This window comes from Chloracidobacterium sp. D, from assembly GCF_018304685.1.
Classification (GTDB): domain Bacteria; phylum Acidobacteriota; class Blastocatellia; order Chloracidobacteriales; family Chloracidobacteriaceae; genus Chloracidobacterium; species Chloracidobacterium thermophilum.
On record NZ_CP072635.1, the window covers coordinates 386,491 to 405,547 of the forward strand.

Sequence of the window (19,057 nt, forward strand, 5' to 3'; positions counted from 1 at the left end):
GCCTGAAAGAAGCCGGTTGAGTGTCTAACTGATCCTGCCCGGTACGGGCATCGCTTCCAGCCAGGGCGTAAAATCATCAGGCGGCGGCGCGCAGAAGTGCATCGGGCGTTTTTCGAGCGGATGCCAGAGTTTCACTTCGGCGGCATGCAGCATCTGCCGGGGCGCACTGCGGCCGGTTTCAGCCGTCAAGTTCTGGTTGGCCCGCCGGCCATAGACCGTATCGCCCAGGATGGGATAGCCCAGGTGGGCGGCGTGGATGCGTATCTGGTGCGTCCGGCCCGTCAGGGGCTGAAACTGCACCAGTGCCCACTGCGGCCCACACCACAGCACAGTGAAACTGGTCTGCGCCGGTTTGCCATCCGGCAGGACGCGCCAGCGCGGCCACAGGGACGGCGACCGTCCAATCGGAGCGTCAATCGTTCCAGTCTCGGCATCGGGATGACCCACCACCAGCGCCAGGTAGGTTTTGGCGATGTCGCCGGCCTGAAACAGCGGTGCAAAGGCCCGCGTGCCACGGTCATTTTTGGCCACCAGCACCAGACCTGACGTGTCGCGGTCCAGCCGGTGAAGCAGCATCGGGCGGTTGGTTCCAGTGGAAAATGCCGGATAGGTGAGCAGGCGGTTGAGCAGCGTCCCGGTGCGTTCTTTGGGCGTCGGATGGGAGAGCATCCCCGGCGGCTTGGCGACGACGAGCAGCACATCGTCTTCGTACACCACCGGCAGGGTGAAGTCGGCGGCTGGCAGGCGGACGTGCGGCGGCGCAACGAGTTGCCAGCGGACGCGGTCGCCGGCGCGCAGTCGCCAGCCGGCGGTGCGCGGGCGGGCGTTGACCCGGATTTGCCCTTCGGCTACCGCCCGGCGAATGGCCGTCAGGGGCCATTCGCCGAGTTGAGCCCGTACAAACTCGTCCAGGCGTTGCCAGTGTGCCGTTGGTGGAACGGTCACTTCCGCTTCCAGCCGCAGCTCGCTCATCGCCACCGCCCCACGATGGGAATGTCGCCCGGACTGCCGTAGTTGACCTGAATATCGGCAAAGCCAGCGCTGTTAGAGTTGCGCAGGAAAAAAACACCCTGGCGGTAAACCCCAATGCTATCAAAACCTTTGCCTGTCCAGTCGCCAGCTACAGGGATGTCCCCGGCCTGACCATAGAAAAAGTCGCTGTCGGCAAAGCCGGAGGTGTTGCTGTTGCGGATGTAGCAGAAACCGTTCGAGGGGCGGAAACAGCCGACAGTTGTCGTACGGTTGCCGTCCCAGTCGCCGACAATCGGCAGGTCGGTCGGAGTGCCGTAGTTCACTATGATGTCGGGATTCCCGGCACTGTTGGAATTGCGCAGGAAAAATGTCCCGTTGCGATAGACGCCGATGGTATCCACCCCATCGCCATCCCAGTCGCCGGCCAGGGGAATGTCCCCTGCGCTGCCATACGCGAACGACAGGTCGGCAAAGCCCGGGGAATTGCTGTTTTTGAGGAAAAAGGTGCCGTTGCGGAAAATGCCGACCGTGTCAATGCCATCCCCGTTCCAGTCACCGGCAATCGGGCGGTCGCCCGCCTGGCCATAGAAGAAGCTGTTGTCGGCAAAGCCCGGCGTGTTGCTGAAGCGCTGATAGACAAAGCCATCCGAAGGACGGAAGCAGCCGACCGTGGAAGGCGGCGGTGGTGGCGCACCACCAGTGACATTGAGTGACATCTGATAGGTGTTGCGCGTGTCGTTGAACAGGAAGACCCGCAGGAAAAAGAGGTTGGCCGGGCCAGTGTTGGTGAAATCAATGGTTTCACTGTTGCTGGTCGAGTTGGAGATAGCAATAGGCTGGGATTCCTGGTTGCGGTAAAGCTGCATGTTAATATCGCCGAAGTTGTGCGTGAAGTTGATCGTTGCGAGGATGCGTGCGCCGGTTGTGGCCTGAATGGCATACCAGTCTTCGGAAACTTCCTTGACGACGAGGTTATTGGCGTTGACGGGCAGGGTGACGAAGCGCGCCTCGGCCCGGGAGTTGTTTGGCTCAAAGGCATCATCCGAGCCGCCGTCAAGGAAGCTGTTGATGCTGGGGGCAAAGACGGAAAACTTGCCGTAGTTGTCAAACCGTTGGCTGGGTGGCACACCGCAGGCGGCCGGCCCGCAGCTCAGCACGCCGATGAGAAAGCTGCCTTGGCTGGTTGAGTACCAGATGCCGGAGCCGCTCGAACCGGGTTCTGTGACGCCCTGATTCCAGTTGACCCGGTAGCCGCCCTGCAATCCGGTACTGCCGCCACAGTTGGTGTTTTGCCCGGCGAGTGTGCCCAGCGACCGCCGCAGGAAAGAGAGTTGGGGCTGGGAAATGGGCGTCCCCCCATCCGGGTGGTGCAGGGCAAACACGTTTGTACCATCCGGGCGTGGATTGATGTCCCATCCGGCGTGGAACAGGTTGCGCGGAATGACGCCGAGAATTTCAAGCAGCGTGTGGTCGCTCGGCGCGTTGGTTTGGAGCAGCGTCGCTCCGGTCGGGGAACGGAAAAAGTTGCTGCTGACAACGCCGCTGTTGCAGGCCGTGGTGCGGTAGAACCAGAATGCCTGCACGCTCTGGGCTTCGGCTGCTGTACTGACACAGTGGTTGGCCGTCAAAAAGAAGGGTGCAAAGTCGTTGCTGCGCGTGGCAAGGACTGTCCCGGTACAGACGGATGTGCCGCCACTGGTCTGAAAGACAATGCGCGCCACGCTGTCTTTTTCCGGTTCAGGTCCGCACATGGCGTCGAGATTGCAGGCCCCGGCTTCGGGCCCGCTGCCCTCCACCTTGCCGGTTGTCTTGACCGTCGGGGGCAGGGGACTGTCCCAGATGTGCGCCACTTCCGTCACCCGGAAAGGCGCTGTCCGCCCGGCCGGTGCAAGCCATTCGACCACAGCGGTCTCTCCGGCCAGGACATCCGTCCAGAACTCGCCACTGCCGAACGGTCCCCTGCCGGTGTAGGGTCCTGAAACGGTATTGTCAGCAGCGCCATACACGTAGAGTTCAGCGCCCGGTGGCAGGTCAACGCCCTCGAAGTGCAGACGCAGGGCTGCGGCACGGGGCGAAGTCAGGGCAGCGGCATAGCCGGTCAGCATGTCGCCGCCGGTTTTGGAGCGCACGGTGCCCAACTGGCGTGGTTGTGCCAGCCAGTCCTCCCGCACGGAACGGTTGGCGCCAATTTGATTTGGGGCAATGGACAAACCTTCAGTGGTAAAGGGTGGCAGTTGGCGGGCCAGCGCCGCACAGGTTGCCGCAGAAAGGCGTTCGCCGAGCAGGCGCAGGCTGGGCGGGGCGGCTGGACGAAGATGGTTTTCCCCCCGGTTGGCAACCGGAAGCTGGATCGCCAGCGGTGACGGGACAGTGGCTGACTGGGTGGCCGCCGGCCGGGGCGACAAGCCCAAAAACAGCGCGCCGGCCAGCATACAGATGCCAGGGATGACCCAGCGGAAATGTTGTCGCGGCATGACAAGCTCCTTTCAGGGTCTGCCGTCGGAAGCCGACAGCAGCAAAAGGTGAAGTGGGACGCAGGTCAAGCGTACCTGTCTGGTCGGCGATGTTTTTAGCAAGGTGATGTTACAGTTGTGAGCCCCCAGCTTCAGTTGTCCGGGTTGTCCGTCAGGCGGGTGGCAATGGCTTCGGTAAACTCGGTGGTGGTCGCCGTACCGCCCAGATCGGGTGTTTTGATGCCGTCTTCACCCAAAACCGCAAACAGGGCCGCCTCGATGCGGTCAGCCGCCTGGTTTTCCTCGATGTAGCGCAGCATCATGGTGGCGCTCAGGATCATGGCCGTCGGGTTGGCCAGCCCGCGACCGGCAATGTCCGGGGCGCTGCCGTGGACGGCCTCAAAGACCGCCATGCCGTCCCCGATGTTGGCGCCCGGCACCACACCCAATCCGCCGACCAGTCCCGTGGCCAGGTCGGAGAGAATGTCGCCGTAGAGGTTTTCCATCAGCAGAACGTCATAGCGTTCCGGGTGCATCACAAGCTGCATGCACATGTTGTCCACAATTTTTTCTTCGGGCTGCACTTCCGGGTAGTGCTGGACGACCTTGCGGAAGCAGTCCAGAAACAGCCCGTCCGAAAGTTTCATGATGTTGGCCTTGTGGACGACCGTGACTTTCCGGCGGCCGTGCTTGCGGGCGTAATCGCAGGCAAACCGGGCAATGCGGGTCGAGGCGCGCTCGGTGATGACCTTGAGGCTTTCCACAACGCCGGGGACGACAACGTGTTCCAGCCCGGAGTACAGGTCTTCAGTGTTTTCGCGCACAACGACCAGATCAACGTTCTCATAGCGCGTTCTGACGCCGGGAATGCTTTTGACCGGCCGGACGTTGGCATAGAGGTCGAGCGCCTTGCGCAGCCCGACGTTGACGCTGGTAAAACCGCCGCCGACCGGTGTCGTCACCGGCCCCTTGAGCGCCACCCGTGTGCGGCGAATGGAAGAAAGCAGGGCGTCGGGGAGGGTCGTTCCGTGTTCGGCCAGGGCCTGTGCGCCGGCCGGGAAGCGTTCCCAGGTGATGTCCACGCCGGCCGCGCTCAACACGCGCAGCGTCGCAGCCGTGACTTCCGGGCCGATGCCATCCCCCGGAATAAGCGTAACGAGGTGTTTCATGGGGTTGCCCCTTCGACTGGATTGGCGACAGCGAAGGTAACTTTGTCGTATATCTCCGCCAGCGGCAACTGGCAGCCAATCGAAGTCAGCATCAGCACAGCGGTCAGGTCGCTTGTCTCGTGAAGCAGCCAGCACCCGTCGGCCTGGCGGGTGTGGTGTTCGACACAGGGCGCGGTCTGGGCCACCACGAGGTATTCCTGCAACGACGCGAGCCGGCGGTACTGGGCAAACTTGCCGCCCCGGTCGTAGTCCGGCGTCGAATCCGAAAGCACTTCAACGATGAGGATGGGGTTGAGAATCGTGTCCCGGTGGTCATCCGCGTAAACAGGTTCGCCACACACCACGACCACATCCGGGTAGAAGTAGTTGCCGGCCGGAGTCCCGACCCGTAAATCCGAAGCGTGAACTGTACAGTCGCGCCCCTTGAGGCGTTGCCGCAGCTCTGCCGCAATGTTGGTGGCGATGAGCGAGTGCCGGAGGGTTGCGCCCGACATGGCAAATACCTCGCCGGCGACGTACTCGCTTTTGTACGTCGCCCGGCGTTCGGCGGCCAGGTATTCGTCCGGTGTCAGACGGATGTGCGGCAGGCTCGACATCGGGTTTACTGCTATCAAGAATGTGCGCAAAAGTGCGCACGGTTCTCTTCCTGCCCCGACGTGTCCTGTTGACCACCGTCGTATCTGACAGGCGTGACTTTCCCGACTACGGCGGGGACGGTCCCCGCCGCAGCGCCGCCATTGCTGGACGGACTCGCCACGGGTAGGGCAGTTTCGGTTGCCAGCCGTTTCAGGTTCAGCGCCGCATTGAGGTCACGGTCATGGTGCGCACCACATTGAGCACACACCCATTTTCGGTCTCTCAATGTCAGCGCCTCATTCTTCCAGCCACAGATGGAGCACAGTCGGCTGCCTGGATACCAGCGATCAGCGATGGTAAGATGAGTGCCGTAGCGCCGGGCCTTGTATTCCAACTGCGAGCGCAACATCCCAAAACCCACGTCAGAGATGGCGCGGGCGGGTTTCTCGTTCTCCAGCATCCCCTTGACGTTTAAATCCTCGATCACTAACGCTTGGTTTTCGCGGCAGAGTCGAGTCGTGAGCTTGTGGGTGAAATCCGCTCGGATATTGGCCATGCGGGCATAGAGCCTTGCCAATATCGCAGCGGACTTCTGCCGGTTGTTCGATACCGGCAGGCGCGTTCCTTCAGGCAGGCGGGCATGGCGTTCAAATCCGGCTGCCTTCCTGGCGGCTTCCAGCTTGCGGCTGAGACGTCGGCTACGGTTTTCCAGACGGCGCAGCGCTGCTTTGAGCGGCTTTGGCGCCTCGATGACTTCACCGCTGGAGACCGTTGCGGCAGCCTTGATGCCCAGGTCGATGCCGTTGACCTCGTGCGACGTGCGACGCCGATAAAATTGCGCATCAGGCACCTCGACCTGTATGGCCACAAACCAACGATCCGCGGTGCGAGAAACCGTTGCGCCCAAAATCCTGCCCGCGAAGCGCAGCTCCTCGGTCATGGCGACTTCACCGATCCTGGGCAGACGGATCGTCTTGCCTTCCAGGGTGAACTTGTCGTTGGCAACATAAAAGCTGTCGCGGCAACGGCCCTTTTTCTTGAGCCGTGGCTCGTGCGCTTCTTTGCCCTCCTTGGCGAAGAACCGTTCCCATGCTTTGGCGAGATTCCTGAACGGCTGGGCGTGGGCATCCCGGTGAATGTCTTGCAACCAAGGCCGACCGTTCTCATCGAGCCACTGCGGGTCGGTGTACTTGATGGCGTTGAACTGTTTTTTGAGCGCCATGGCGTTTGGCCTGCCGCCTGCTGCGTATTGCCTGTTCCACTCATTGAGCGCCCAGTTCCAAACACGCCGCGCCGTGCCGCAGGCGCGCTTGAAGTAGTCCACTTGCTCAGGAGTCGGACAAAGAGCAATCTTGTGGGTTAGTTGCATTGTTGGGCCTTTTTGACGTCATTCGCATCCTGTTTCAGCGCTTCATCCAACTTCTTTCGATAGTTCCTCAAACCGTATAGCCGAGACGAAAAACAGTGCACGATGGTCATTAAGTCTTGCACCATTTCCTGTTCGGGAGACAGCCGTTCCTGGTTGAGGACCAGCACTTCGCAGCCATGGGTTTGGGCGTAATGTTCGAACCACTCAAAGCCGAAACGGGTGAGGCGGTCCCGGTGAGCGAGGATCAGCATCCTGACTTCCCGTCGCCCGATCTCGTCCATAAGGGCCAGAAACCGCTTGCGCCTGAAGTTCAGCCCGCCGCCCACTTCCGCGATAAACCCGACCCCCGCCAATCCCTTCGCCACCACGAACTCTTCCAGCACTTTGTGCTGATTCGCCAGGTCCGGCTTCTGCGCCGCACTCGATACCCGACAGTAGGCGACAAGCTTTGTTGGCGCATGGTTGGCCTGCCGCAAACCGATGAACTCACGGATCTGCGTCTCAGTGTAGAGGCGGCGGTTGCTGTCCGTTCAGGCCACCGGAATCAGCCTTCCTTCGCGTTCCCAACGCTGCAACGTCTTGACCGGGACACCAGGGAGTTTTGCCGCCTTGCCTGTGCTTATGGTGCTTTCTATGAGCATTATTACACACTATCGCGTACTATACGGCAAGCTAGAGTCCGGCTCCGGCTCAGGCAGGGAAAACGTTTCGAGGGAATGGTTCAGAACTCGATGCCAATCTGCGCCACGACGCGCCGGGTGGTGAAGGGATGCTTGACTTCGCGCATTTCTGTCACCAGGTCGGCCATCTCGATGATTTCGGGCGGCGCATCCCGTCCGGTCAGAATGACGTGCATGTGCGGCGGACGGTTCTGGATGGCTTCGATGACTTCGGCAGTGGTGAGCCAGCCGAAGGTGAAGGCGTAGGTGATTTCGTCCAGTGCTACGATGTCGTATTCCGGCGACTGGAGTTTGGCCTTGCAGATTTCCCAGGCGCGGCGGGCCGTCTGCCGGTCGCGTTCGGGGTCATTGGTGTCCCAGGTGAAGCCGTCGCCGAGCGGCAGAATTTCAAAGCCCAGCTTTTGGGCGCTCTGAATTTCGCCGTAGATGCCAAACCGTGGGTCTTCGGTCGTCTTGATGAATTGCAGCATGATGACCTTGAAGCCGTGGGCGACGGCGCGCATCAGAGTTCCCAGTGCGGCTGTGGTTTTTCCTTTGCCGTGACCGGTGTTGACGATGACGAGGGGAACGCGCTTGCGCTTTGCCGCGCGCGCTTCCGGGGTGGGTGTGTCCGATGGGGTCATACGGTGGTGTGTGCCGGAGGGGTGGATTCAGGAAAAATGGGGGTGGGGCGTCCGTCGTCGCTCATCGCCACATATACCACATCAGCTTCAGTCACGCGCACGACGGTGTTCGGTTCACGCATCCGCTCGGCATCCACCGTGACACGTATGGTGATGGATGTGCGCCCAATCTTTTCAACCTGGGCGTAGAAGCTCACGGTGTCACCCACGTACACCGGCGCGACAAAGACCACTTCGCGCATGGCGACGGTGACGTACCGATGCACAGCAATGCGGCGGGCTTCGATGGCACCGGCGAGGTCAATGTAACTCAGAATGACGCCACCGAAAATCGTGCCCAGCGCGTTGGTGTCGCGGGGCAGCATGGTTGTCCGAATGGCCGGGGTTGCCGGAAGGGTTCGTTCGGGCATGGGTTGCAAGCCACCGGGAGAAGTGGGGAGACGCGCCGCAAGCTAGTCCATTCATTGAAACCCGGTCAACGGTTGGTTAGCATCGGCTCCCCTATGCGCTTTTTTCATTCACTGCTTGTGCTGTGGTTGGCGGGATGGGTGGTGGGCCTCTGGCTGCCAGTGCAGGGGCAGGACCGCTACCTGGCTGATTTGACGAGTCCCGACCGGCGCACACGTCAGCGCGCCGCCGTGGCACTGGGCGACCGCCGGTTGCAGGCGGCCGTCCCGGCGCTGCTGGAGGTGCTCAGGAACGATCTTGACCCACAGGTGCGGGCCGAAGCCGCCGTGGCGCTGGGGAAAATCAAGGACCCACAGACGCTTCCACCGCTCATCGAGGCCCTGCGCGAGCCGGACGCCGACGTACGGCGGGCCGTACTGCGCGCCCTGCTGCTGTTTTACATCGAGGAAGACATCGAGTTTGTCTTCGCGCGCCGGCGCGGATTAGACCGGTTCAATCCCTTTCTGGAAACTGACGATCTGACCATGGTTCTGCCGGGTACGGAGGTTGCTCCGGCTGTCCTGCAGGCCTTGGCTGACGCCATGCGCGATGACGCCCGGGTGGACAACCGGCGGGCGGCCGTGCGGGCGCTGGGCGTTTTGCGGGGCGAGAGCATGGTGAGCGCCATGGTCGAGGCGCTGGGCGATGCCGACCTGCGTGAGGACATTTTCCGCGTACTGGCAAAGTTTGGCCGTCCTGAATATGGCCTGCACGTTTTGCCCTATCTGGATGACCCGGATGCCAACGTGCGTCAGGAGGCCGTCAGGACGCTGGGGCGGCTGCGGACCCGTGAGGCGGTGACGCCGCTGATGGCGCGCTACCGTGCTGCCCGGCCCGGACGGGATGCCGACCAGCAGACGCGGATTCTCGCGGCCCTGGCGCGCATTGGCGATCCGATGAGCGAGTCTGTTTTCAGGGAAAACCTCGACCATCCAAGTGCGGAGCGCCGCCGCTTTGCCGCCGAAGGGCTGGGACGCTGTGAGGCTACGGCCTACTTGGATGAGCTTTCCAACCGCCGTCTCGCCGAGAAGGACGAACGGGTACGGCTGGCGCAGGCGTTTGCGCTCTACCGGCTGGGACGCCGGGAGTTTCTGCAGGATGTGATAAGGCAGCTTGACTCACGCCGGTATGGGGAGCAGGCCGAAAGCTACCTGCTTTCACTGACGCGGACGGCCGATCTGCATCCCTACCTGCGCATAGCCGGACCACGTGGCACAGAGCGGATGCTGCGCGCGCTGGGACAGGTAGGGACACGCGATGATCTTCCGGCGTTGCGTCCATTCCTCAGTGACCGTGACCGCCGGATTGTCAATGCTGCCAACCGTGCCATCCGGCAGATTGAGACCCGTGCCGGTGCTGTTCGTGACTAGTGACCAGTAAATAGTGATTGGATGTGGTGAAGGGTGGCCAGTCCGGGTGCTTTTGGTTTTCGGGTTGCGGACGAAAACGACTTGGGCTATAAACACTGACTTTTGGATCTGCGCGGGAAGCGAGGTGAGATGTCATGGCCAAGGTTTGTCAAGTGACCGGAAAGCGCCCGATGTCGGGCCACAACGTATCGCACGCGAACAACCGTACGAAGCGGCGTTTTCTGCCCAACCTGCAACGGCAGCGGTTCTGGGTGCCGAGTGAAAACCGGTGGGTACGGCTGCGTCTTTCGGCGCGCGCCATCAAAACCATCAACCGGTATGGGATTGAGTACGTTCTGAAAAAAATGCGGGAAGAGGGCAAGAAAATCTGACGCAGGAAAAGCCCAGCTTGCGGAGGACTTTCCCGGCTGCTTCTTCCGCCTGAAAACCAAAAACCGCTGCGCCAGGTGATGTTCCCTTGCGCAGCGGTTTTTGCGTCATACGAAACCCACTGCCGTCAACAACCGGTCAGACGCCAACACCATCGTTGTGTCCCGGAAGCCAGTTGTCAGCTTCCCGCTCGCGCTTCCTGATTTTGCATCAGAATGTCACGTATTTCGCCGGGGCGATGCGCCACTGCCCACCGCCAGCGTCCGAATTCTCCGTGCGTGTTCACAGCCTGGCACCATTCGTCCAGATAGTGGCGTTTGACTTTATCCTGCTCGGTATCCTGCCCCTTCGTTTCAAGTACCAGCATGTCGCCGTTGGCAAGCCGCACAAGAAAATCTGGCCGGTACTTCCGCACCACGCCACGATAGACGTAGAACACCTCAAAGCCCAAGTGGTCATTCTTGACCCAAGCGGCCACCGCGTCGCTGTCATCGAGCACGAAGGCGTCCGATGCCTCCCATGTGCTGTCGTAGACACAGACGTTGATGTGCGACCGGCGCGTGCGCTCGCACGGCTTGCCGGTATACCAGGGGCGCATGCCACCTGTTGATCGGATCGGGTGGTCGCGATCAAACACCGGCACGAGTTTCTCAGTGTTCTCCTGCTGCACCGCCTCCCAGAGGTGTTGGACGACCCGCGACATGTTGAGCGTGATGATCAAGCGCCGGCCCAGTTCGTCCTGATAAAACAGCGGCGGCGAAATCGAGATACGGTCTGACCGAATGAACTGCTCAACGATCCGCACCAACTGCGCCAGCAAGACCTCGCGGCTGCCCTGCCAGGTATGTTTCATCTGGTCGAAGACGTCCCGGGCGGTCTCGAAGATGATCCGCTGGGTGCGAAACTCTTTTGCAAGGCGCTCCAGTTCGATGCGCTCGATCCTGGTCACATCGGGCTTGCCTTCGAGGATCGGCGCCAGCTCGGCCACCTGCGCCGTCTGTGCCGCGTCCAGCTCCAGCGGACGCACTTTCGACCAATCCAGCGTCAGCCTAGGTTGAAACACGCGCTCGATGCGCACCACGTTCGGCCAGCGGATTTCAAACTCGGCCTTGGCAGGGTCTGGCTCAACGGCGGTCTTGGGCGTGGGGGGAGGTGGCGGGCCGCCTGCAGTGCTTTCGTGCGGCAGGAACGTGAACGGCACGCCGAAGATATTGACATACTCCGGCTCGAACAGGCCCGTCTCCGGGTTCACCTCGTAGGACGTGCGCCGTAAGCCGCGCCCCACCACCTGTTCGCACAAGAGCTGGCTGGTGAAGGCGCGCAGGCCCATGATGTGCGTGACCGTCTTGGCGTCCCAGCCCTCGCTCAGCATGCCGACGGAGATAACGTTCTGAATCTTCTCGCCGGGCTGTCCAGCTTTGCCCACTGTGTCCACAGTCTGGCGCAGCAGCTCCGCCTTTTGGGCAGCCGTGAGTGAGCTGTGGCGAGTGGATGGTTGGGCTTCCTCTGATGCCGCTTCTTCATCACCATCTGCTATCCACTGTCCACTACCCACTATATTGACTTCCTCCTTCTCTTCTGCCTCATCCAGCACCTTCGAGTCAATGTGCAAGATTCGCTCCGGGTCGCACAGCTCCTCAATGCGGATGCGCCGCGAGTCGAAGGCGTGCTTGACCCGCGCCGCGGTTTCGGTGCGGTTACAGACGGTGATCATCACCGGCAGGGTGCGCAGCCCGGCCTCGCGCCACGCCTTCAACGTCTCTTGCCAGTCGTAGCCCAGCAAGTAGTAGGCGTTCAGCACCAGGTCGGGCAGCGGCTCCTCGGGGTTGGCCTGGCGGTTGAGGTCGTCTTTGACCTCCGGATCGTTGTAGATGTGATAAAGCCGCGACTTGTAGGTCTTGGCGTCCGGCACGGCGTCGTCGCGCACCACCACGCGCGGGGTCTTCACCAGCCCGGATTCAATCGCGTCGTTCAGCCCGAAGTCGCTGACGATCCAGCCAAAGAGTGACTCTTCGCTGCTCTTCTTTCCCGACGGTGTGAAAGGTGTGGCGGAGAAGTCATAACAGGTGAGAATGCCGCGCGAACGGTGCAGCCGGTCCAAGCCGCCGATCCACACCGTGGCCTCCTCGGCGCTGTCTTTCAGATCGCGCTGGCGCAGATACTTTCCTTCCGCCTCCCAGTTGACGCGCCAGGCGTGGTGGGCTTCGTCGTTGATCACCAGCAGGCTGTGGGCGTTCGCCATCTCGCCCAGCACCTCGCGCGTGTAGGCTTCGTCTCTCTTGGCGCCGCGCTTGTCCACGCTGCGCCGCTTCTTGATCTGCGCCTCGCTCTCCCAGGCCAGGGCGTGCCAGTTGCGAATCAGCACTTTGCCCTGCCGCAGCTTGTCCAGCAGGTCAGAGGGCACAATGTCGAACGCCTCGTAGTAGTTGCCCGCGCCCGCCGGTTCCAGAACGGCCAGCCGTTTCTTGACCGTCAGCCCGGGCGCAACGACGAGCACGTTCTTCGAGAAACGCGCGTCCTGCGGGTTCGCCACCTTGTTGAGGATATGCCAGGCGATGGCCATCGCCATGACGACGGTCTTGCCCGTGCCGGTGGCCATTTTGCAACACCGCCGCAAGAACGCGCCGCCGTCGCCGGGAATGTCGATCCCCACCCGGTCGGCGTCGGGCGCTTCGGTGAGCCAGATCAGCGTCTCAACCGCCTCCAACTGGCAGAAGAAGAAACGCCGTGAATCGAACGCCTTCGGATCGCGCCAGTGCTTCAGGAGCCACTTGGTGATGCTGGTCGCGCCCGGATAACCCGCCTCGCGCCAGGCTTTGACGCGCGGGCGGATTTGGTTGACCAGCGGGATCTCCACAAAGATGCCGGGGTCATCGAAGGATTTTGAACCGGGCGTCGCCACCACGTAGCCTGCCGGCCGGCGGCCTTCGGCCAGCTCGAAGGCCCGCGTCTCGCGGTCGTAGCGCCAGTGCTTCTTCGGCTCCTCGTAGGGCGAATTGATGATCAGGCGGTCAATGGTGGTGCGGGGCATTCCGATAGCCACTCTAGATCAATATCGCTGTCCGGACCGAAATCGGCGCGTAGCGCCGAACCGAACACTGCCAGCCGACGAATGCCCCGCTCACGACAAAACTTGGCCAGGGCATCCTTGGGAAGGAATACTTCTCTGTTCATGCTTCCACCTCCATGACCTTCAGGCTCTCGATCCCCCGGTCATCCACGATCTTAATTGCGATGCGCTTGTGCTCGCCCGGCGCGAAGGGCAACGAGGCCGTGCCCCGGTAAGCCTCGATCCGTTCCTCGTCAATCTCGGCCTTGAGGTTCTTTGCCAGCTTCGCCCAGCCTCCGTCTTCGCCCGCCATCGGGAAGAAGACCTGACGCGGGTAGAGGCTGCGCCCGTCGTAGTCGGTGTCGAGCAGCCAGACGGCGATCTTGTCTGCGCCGCCCGACTCGATGCCGCCGGTCTTGGTGTTGTAATAATCAAAACCGTGCACCACGACGCGCAACTTGTCTTTGTCGGGACCCGAGGTGATCCGCTGCACTTCCACATCAGGTTGCCCAATCAACCAAAAGGATTCGTTGCTGGCGCGCTTTTTCTTGAGGTCGTCGGTGAGCAGGTCGGCGTTCATTTGGACTTTGAGGAACTGCATGCCGGCCAGCTCGGGCTTCATCTCGTCAATATCCTTGGCAGCTTCGGGGTCGAACTGGAAGGCGGCGAAGAGCAGCAGTGCGGGTTTGGGAACAAGCATCCGTGCTTCTTCCCAGGCGCGCTCTACCTGGCGTTGTTCCAACGGCGCATGTTCCGGGCCGAAGGAGACCACCACGCGCATGGGGTCGTAGGCCGGGCCTGTCTCGCGCACGGAATCCGCCCCTTCGTGGCTGGGCCGTGTCTCGCCCTCGGCATGCAGCCAGCGACAGCCGGGAAGCGGCTCCAGGCGGGCAAAGCGGATATATTGCCCGTTCTTCCCGCGAATGCCGGCGCGCAGGAGTTCGTTGCGCCACTCGGCCTGGCGCAGCGTCTCGCCGGAGCGGGCAATGGACGTATCGGCTTGCAGGGGCGACTGGCCAGTTGCCCCTACGTCGGCCAACAATTCGTCCACTGATTTCACCGCCGGCGCAGGCACCGCCTCGACCGTGAACGGGCCGGTGACGCGCACCTTCTTCTTGTCTACGAAGGGCTGGTCGTAGAGCGTCTCCTGCGGCGCGTGGCGGGCGATGGCGGCGTCAATCTCCCGTTGAAGGGCGCGGCGGGCCTGATGGAAACGCTCGAAGGGGCCGCGCGCTTTCTCCGGCCAGTCGGCGGGAAACTCAAAGGGCACTTCCCATTCCAACAGCGCGTTGACCCTGACCACTTGGCCGGCGGGCATGCTGAAGGTTGCCGTGTCGGGCGCGGCGAAGTCCACGAAGTGGCCGGAGCGCCCGCCGGTGGTGACCTTGAAACGCGGATAGCTCTCACCCCCAGCTCCTCTTCCATCGGGAGAGGGGAGTTTTAACGCCGCGTTGAGGTCAGCCAGAGCCGCCTCCACCGCCGGGTGCAGGCGCGCGTAGATGCCGTCAATGTCCGGGTTGTTGGCGATGGACTTGAGGGTCACATGCGGCACGGTCTTGTACTTGAAGCCGCTGCCGACGCCCTCTTCGGGGTGTGCCAGCTCGTAGTAGTCGAAGACGGCCGTCATCAGGCGCTGGCGGGCGATTGTGATCGCGACGCGCGAGGTGTCGCAGGTGATCCAGCGCCGGCCCCACTGCTCGGCGACGTAGGCCGTCGTGCCGCTGCCGCAATTGTGCACAACGCACAGCTCCGTGATGAAAGAGTGCGCATCTTCCACTTCCAGGTCGTACAAGTCCTCTTCGGTTTCTTGGGTGTGGATTTCAGCGATGCGCACAGCGACCCGTTGCGGACCAAAAAAGACCCAATCACCCACAGCCAGGTCCTGCGCTTCCACCCACTCGGCCTTTTCGACGCTGAGCTGAAGGTGACAGGTGCGTCGAATGGTTTCGTAAACGCCTTCCAGATTGGACAGCACCTCCAGGCCCAGCCCGCGGAGATAGGCATCGCGCGCCTGATCGTGAGCCAGCGTCTCTTGGCTGCTGTGGGCCGCCGCGCCGTCCACCTCGACGACGAGCTGGGCATCGCGGCTGTAAAAGTCCGCTATGTACCGACCGATGGGATGCTGGCGTCGGAAGGTGAAACCGGTTTGGCCGTTGCGCAACACCGTCCACAGCTTGCGCTCCGACGGGGTCATTTCACGCCGCAGCGTTTTGCTCCGGCCTCGTAACACTGGGGGAATGCCCAACCAGTCGTTATGCCCTCCCAGTGAGCGCGGGCGGCGTTTGGCGAGCACCTTGTGGTCGGCAGAGAGCCAAAGCGTGGCGTCGGCTTTTTCGTGGCGGATGCCGATCATCCTGCCGCGGTATGGCCGACGGATCACGCGCACGACGCGATGCGGTTGTCCGTCATGCCCCAGAACCCAGTCGCCGGGTCGGATGGATTCGATGGGGATCAGTGTGGCCCCTTCCTGGTTGGCCTCTCCTCGACCAGCCCTTCCCCGGCTAGCCCCACCCCAGCCCTCCCCGTAAACGGGGAGGGAGCGTCCCCCCGCGTGCGGGGGGACAATAGGGGGGCTGCCCCCATCCCGCACACACCACACCCGCGTCCCTTTCCGCACACACGTCGGGTCGAACACCAGGTCGCCTGGGTCGGTGGTCATCAGAAGGCAGCGTTGTATGACAGTAGTTGTTGTCTGAACCGCGTAGCTTTTGTCTATCTCGCCTCGTGTGTCGTTCCAAACATTCGACAGTTCTTGAACGGGATAGTCCTCATGCAACAGCAAATAGTACAGATTATTACCACTAGGAAAGAGGCGATTGCTCCTTGCAAGGGTTTCCATCCCTGTGAAGTTCGTCTTCCAGCTCTTGCCTCGCGTTGGCCGAAACACTTGCCCCTCGTACTCAACGTCGAACACACAGCTCTCGGTTCGACCTGCAGAGTTTAGATTCTCCGCAACGAACGGCCTTGCACCCGTTGGTATAGCAGCACTCCCCCTTTTCTCTTCTGGCGTCATGGACCGTCGAGAACAATCTGGCATTAGAAGTAAACTGAATCGGCCTTCATCCCCAACACCTTTCTCGGTATACAGCTTTCGGAACTTCATGCGACCCTTGGTGCGTGCATACCATAACAAATAATCATGTACATTCGCAATCAAAGTCGTTCTTAGCGGTATCTTTGTCCGGAAGGAAAGCTGACTGACAAAGTTGGCTGCCCCAAAAACCTCATCCATCAAGCAGCGCACCAAGTGGACGTTCTCGTCGCCGATCTGCACAAAACATGAGCCGCTCTCCGCTAACAACTCCCGCGCCAGCAGCAGCCGGTCGCGCAGGTAGGTGAGGTAGGAGTGGATGCCCAACTCCCAGGTGTCGCGGAAGGCGCGGATCTGCTCCGGCTCGCTGGTTAAATCCTCGTCCTTGCCGTCCTTGACGTCGCGCTTGTTGACGAAGGGCTGGAAGTTCGAGCCGTACTTGATGCCGTAGGGCGGGTCAATGTAGATCATCTGCACCTCGCCGGCCAGGCCCTCCTTTTCCAGCAGTGAGTTCATCACGAGCAGAGAGTCGCCGGCAATCAGGCGGTTGCTCCAGTTGTGCTTGTGTTTGTAGAACTCAATTGCCTGGTGCAGTCCTTCTTTCCGCTCCTTCTCAAAAAGTCCGGGCTGCGTCGGCTGACCGTTGCCGTTGCGCCTGCGTACCGCCTCGATGATGCTGCGCGGATCAATGCGTTCGTGGACGTGCAGCGAGACGGTGGGCACCTCAAAAGACGTATGTTCGGCTTTACCTGCCCACTGAAGCTGCGGGTCGAGGTGCGGGTCGTAGGTGTAGCCCTTTTTCTGCTGCCCGATGTCCAGGTCATTTTCAGGTCTCACAAGCCCTACCGGTGGATTATTGGGTCGCTCTCTATCTTTGTGCTCGTAGGTTTCGATCGCGCGTTTGTTGCCGGTCTTCTTCTTCCGTGCCATCAAGTCCTCCCGGTTGGTTCATGTGCCGGTTTGGGAAGCTAACATTCTGCGCTACACCGGCATCAGGTTATCTGGTAGGGAATACCTTGTTGCTTTGCCCATTCGCTCAGCTTCACCTCGCTTGAGCAGGATTTGGGCCTGGCGTGTTTCAGTGCGCTTTTGTTGTCTACCTTCTAACCGTGCCGGTCGCCATTTTGCAACGCTGCCGTGCGAAGGCTCAGTCGTCGCCAGGGTTTCGATGCTCGTGCGCTCGGCGGCAGGTGCTTCGGTGAGCCAGATCAGCGTCTCGACAGCTTCCAACTGGCAGAAGAAGCGCCGCGCGTCGAAGTCCTCCGGGTCGCGCCAGTGATCGAGTAGTTGCTTCGTGATGCTGGTGACGCCCGGATAGTCCTCCTCACGCTGGGCTTTGCGGGCGGCTCTGGTTGACCAGCGGAATCTCCACAAAGATACCGGGGTTGTCGAAGGCCTGGGAATCGCTCGACGCCACCACGTAGCTCGCCGGGCGGCGGCCCTTCACTAGGTCAAAAACGGGGTCTCGCACTCGCCGCGCCAGTGATGCTGGGGTTCTTCGTAAGGTGAATGGATGATGAGGCGGTCAATGGTGGTGCGGGGCATCGTGATGGCCGCGTCCTGTTCTGTTTCAGGCGACTTCCAGCACGGCCTCGAACAGGAATCGCCGGAGATCGGTCTTCGGCAGTCGCCTCGACAGGTAAGTTCAGGTACAGAGGGTCAGCTTGCTCATCAATCTTCAGTTTCATCGTTTCGTCGCGTCAGCGCTTCGTTTTTCCAACCGCAGCCGAACACACGCACCTGCTCGGATGCCAGGGATCAGTAATGATGAGCCGTGTACCGTACCGTTTGCCCTTGTATTGCATCTGCACGCGGAACATCCCAAAAGCCCATCCCCAGTCACTAGCCACCAGTTACCAGCCACTAGCCATACAGCATGTAGTCGCGCCCCGAAGCGGCGTCGGCTGGGAGGCCCATGTTGGGTGGCAGGGCGGGTATTTGCTGATTTTTACTTGAGAAGCCGTTCATATTCGTCATGCGTACCAATCCAAAACCACGTTACCGTATCACCTCTCAGCAATCCAAGCGCTCTGTATCCCAAACCAATGCGTATTGAGTAAACTGGCTGGCTTTCTTTCACTCGCTTGAAGAAAAGGCTTGGATGGGCTGGATTATCTCGCCACAATTTGTAAACCTGCCGTGCTCGCTGACGGATTTCTGGTGGCAAAGCCCAGTAATGTTTCCAGAATGACGGAGTGGTTTGTGAATTCATTGATGCTCGATGAATTCACCGTGTGCATCGAACATCGGCAATACTTTACCTTCATTTATCCCGGCTTCGACTGCCACTACCAGCGCCGCCAGCTTATCATCGTTGGTTGCCGCAAATTGCGTATCCCATATCGCTTCATCCGCTGCCACTTCTTCAAAGGTTTCTTCGCCGGGCAACGGATGTGTTTTGAGGAAGAGCGCAAATTGATAAAGTTGTACCGTGCGCGCCAGGGGCATGGCCGCAGCAATCTCTGTGATGGCCTTTATCAAATCTGCGTGAGTCTGTCGTATGTTTGTTTCCATAATTTTCACTCCGTCGAAATGTGGATAGCCGTCAGTGACGCCGTGCTTGCACAAGCCTGATCGGCTGCTTCCCGATTTCGTCGCAGGCGCTCAAGGGACTGTTGACGTTCTCTGACAGCAGGAGATTCGAGTTCCCGCACAAAATCAGCAGTGTCTCCAGGTTCGGCCAGGGAACCTCGCGCCACGCCCGGAAAGTGCAGAAACTTCCCCGTCCCGTGACTCGCCTGTTTCTCCACACCGGCGCTCACGTCAGTTGCGAATACATCCCAATACGTCTCTTCTTTGGGCAAGCGCAGGGAGCAACAATAGATCGCCTCGGCCAAGGCCATTGATTTCTGCCAGGCGATCAACTCCCGGTAACGTTGCAACAATGCCATACGGCGCCAACACTCCCTGGCTGCTGCCCACTACCCACCATTCACCACTCGCCACTCG

14 protein-coding genes and 2 pseudogenes are annotated in these 19,057 nt (G+C 60.9%); 2 read left to right on the forward strand and 14 right to left on the reverse strand.

Features of this window, described 5'->3' with window-relative positions; translation table 11 throughout:
- Positions 1–24 precede the first annotated feature (24 nt).
- The 8 genes and pseudogenes from J8C01_RS12780 to J8C01_RS12815 all read right to left on the reverse strand — a co-directional run bounded on the left by J8C01_RS12780 (position 25) and on the right by J8C01_RS12815 (position 8,252).
- Entirely contained in the window at positions 25–972 is a 948-nt protein-coding gene (locus J8C01_RS12780) for an RluA family pseudouridine synthase (RefSeq protein WP_211433210.1), read from the reverse strand.
- Positions 969–3,446 carry a PPC domain-containing protein gene (locus tag J8C01_RS12785; RefSeq protein WP_211433211.1) on the reverse strand — a complete coding sequence of 826 codons (2,478 nt, stop codon included), beginning with the start codon at positions 3,444–3,446 and terminating at the stop codon, positions 969–971. Before J8C01_RS12785 ends, J8C01_RS12780 begins: the two co-directional genes overlap by 4 nt.
- Before the next feature lie 131 nt (positions 3,447–3,577).
- A complete protein-coding gene (locus J8C01_RS12790; RefSeq protein WP_014101130.1) occupies positions 3,578–4,594 on the reverse strand; it encodes an isocitrate dehydrogenase (NAD(+)) in 1,017 nt (338 codons plus the stop codon).
- Complete coding sequence (locus J8C01_RS12795) at positions 4,591–5,190, reverse strand: Uma2 family endonuclease (RefSeq protein ID WP_211433212.1); 600 nt, start codon at positions 5,188–5,190, stop codon at positions 4,591–4,593. The genes J8C01_RS12790 and J8C01_RS12795 overlap by 4 nt, the downstream gene beginning before the upstream one ends.
- A 14-nt stretch (positions 5,191–5,204) precedes the next feature.
- A complete protein-coding gene (locus J8C01_RS12800) occupies positions 5,205–6,539 on the reverse strand; it encodes an RNA-guided endonuclease InsQ/TnpB family protein (protein WP_211433213.1) in 1,335 nt (444 codons plus the stop codon).
- Positions 6,530–7,180: pseudogene (locus J8C01_RS12805) on the reverse strand (IS607 family transposase). The gene J8C01_RS12800 and the pseudogene J8C01_RS12805 overlap by 10 nt, the downstream one beginning before the upstream one ends.
- Before the next feature lie 80 nt (positions 7,181–7,260).
- Positions 7,261–7,842, reverse strand: a complete 582-nt coding sequence (cobO, locus tag J8C01_RS12810) for a cob(I)yrinic acid a,c-diamide adenosyltransferase (protein WP_014101165.1) — start codon at positions 7,840–7,842, stop codon at positions 7,261–7,263.
- Positions 7,839–8,252, reverse strand: coding sequence for an acyl-CoA thioesterase (locus tag J8C01_RS12815; RefSeq protein ID WP_211433214.1), 414 nt, complete (start codon positions 8,250–8,252; stop codon positions 7,839–7,841). The genes cobO and J8C01_RS12815 overlap by 4 nt, the downstream gene beginning before the upstream one ends.
- Positions 8,253–8,345: 93 nt before the next feature.
- Here J8C01_RS12815 and J8C01_RS12820 point away from each other — a divergent pair, with 93 nt between their 5' ends.
- Together J8C01_RS12820 and rpmB are read left to right on the forward strand one after the other, a co-directional pair.
- Positions 8,346–9,659 (forward strand): HEAT repeat domain-containing protein, encoded by a 1,314-nt coding sequence (locus tag J8C01_RS12820; protein WP_211433215.1) that lies wholly within the window; start codon positions 8,346–8,348, stop codon positions 9,657–9,659.
- 134 nt (positions 9,660–9,793) lie between these two features.
- Complete coding sequence (gene rpmB, locus J8C01_RS12825; protein ID WP_058868416.1) at positions 9,794–10,030, forward strand: 50S ribosomal protein L28; 237 nt, start codon at positions 9,794–9,796, stop codon at positions 10,028–10,030.
- A gap of 176 nt (positions 10,031–10,206) precedes the next feature.
- On the opposite strand, the gene J8C01_RS12830 is transcribed toward rpmB, so the two are convergent.
- The 6 genes and pseudogenes from J8C01_RS12830 to J8C01_RS12855 all read right to left on the reverse strand — a co-directional run bounded on the left by J8C01_RS12830 (position 10,207) and on the right by J8C01_RS12855 (position 18,999).
- The gene (locus tag J8C01_RS12830) at positions 10,207–13,059 is read right to left on the reverse strand and encodes a BPTD_3080 family restriction endonuclease (RefSeq protein WP_211433216.1); all 2,853 of its coding nucleotides are present in this window, start codon (positions 13,057–13,059) and stop codon (positions 10,207–10,209) included.
- Positions 13,032–13,202: a nucleotidyltransferase family protein gene (locus tag J8C01_RS12835; protein WP_211433217.1), complete on the reverse strand. Its 171-nt coding sequence runs from the start codon at positions 13,200–13,202 to the stop codon at positions 13,032–13,034. The genes J8C01_RS12830 and J8C01_RS12835 overlap by 28 nt, the downstream gene beginning before the upstream one ends.
- Complete coding sequence (locus J8C01_RS15695) at positions 13,199–17,038, reverse strand: DNA methyltransferase (protein ID WP_211433218.1); 3,840 nt, start codon at positions 17,036–17,038, stop codon at positions 13,199–13,201. Before J8C01_RS15695 ends, J8C01_RS12835 begins: the two co-directional genes overlap by 4 nt.
- Before the next feature lie 220 nt (positions 17,039–17,258).
- A pseudogene (locus tag J8C01_RS15670) lies at positions 17,259–17,653 on the reverse strand (restriction endonuclease); the annotation flags it as partial.
- A gap of 663 nt (positions 17,654–18,316) precedes the next feature.
- Complete coding sequence (locus J8C01_RS12850; RefSeq protein WP_014101157.1) at positions 18,317–18,622, reverse strand: hypothetical protein; 306 nt, start codon at positions 18,620–18,622, stop codon at positions 18,317–18,319.
- A 5-nt stretch (positions 18,623–18,627) separates the two neighbouring features.
- Complete coding sequence (locus J8C01_RS12855) at positions 18,628–18,999, reverse strand: four helix bundle protein (RefSeq protein WP_211433219.1); 372 nt, start codon at positions 18,997–18,999, stop codon at positions 18,628–18,630.
- Between the last annotated feature and the right edge of the window lie 58 nt (positions 19,000–19,057).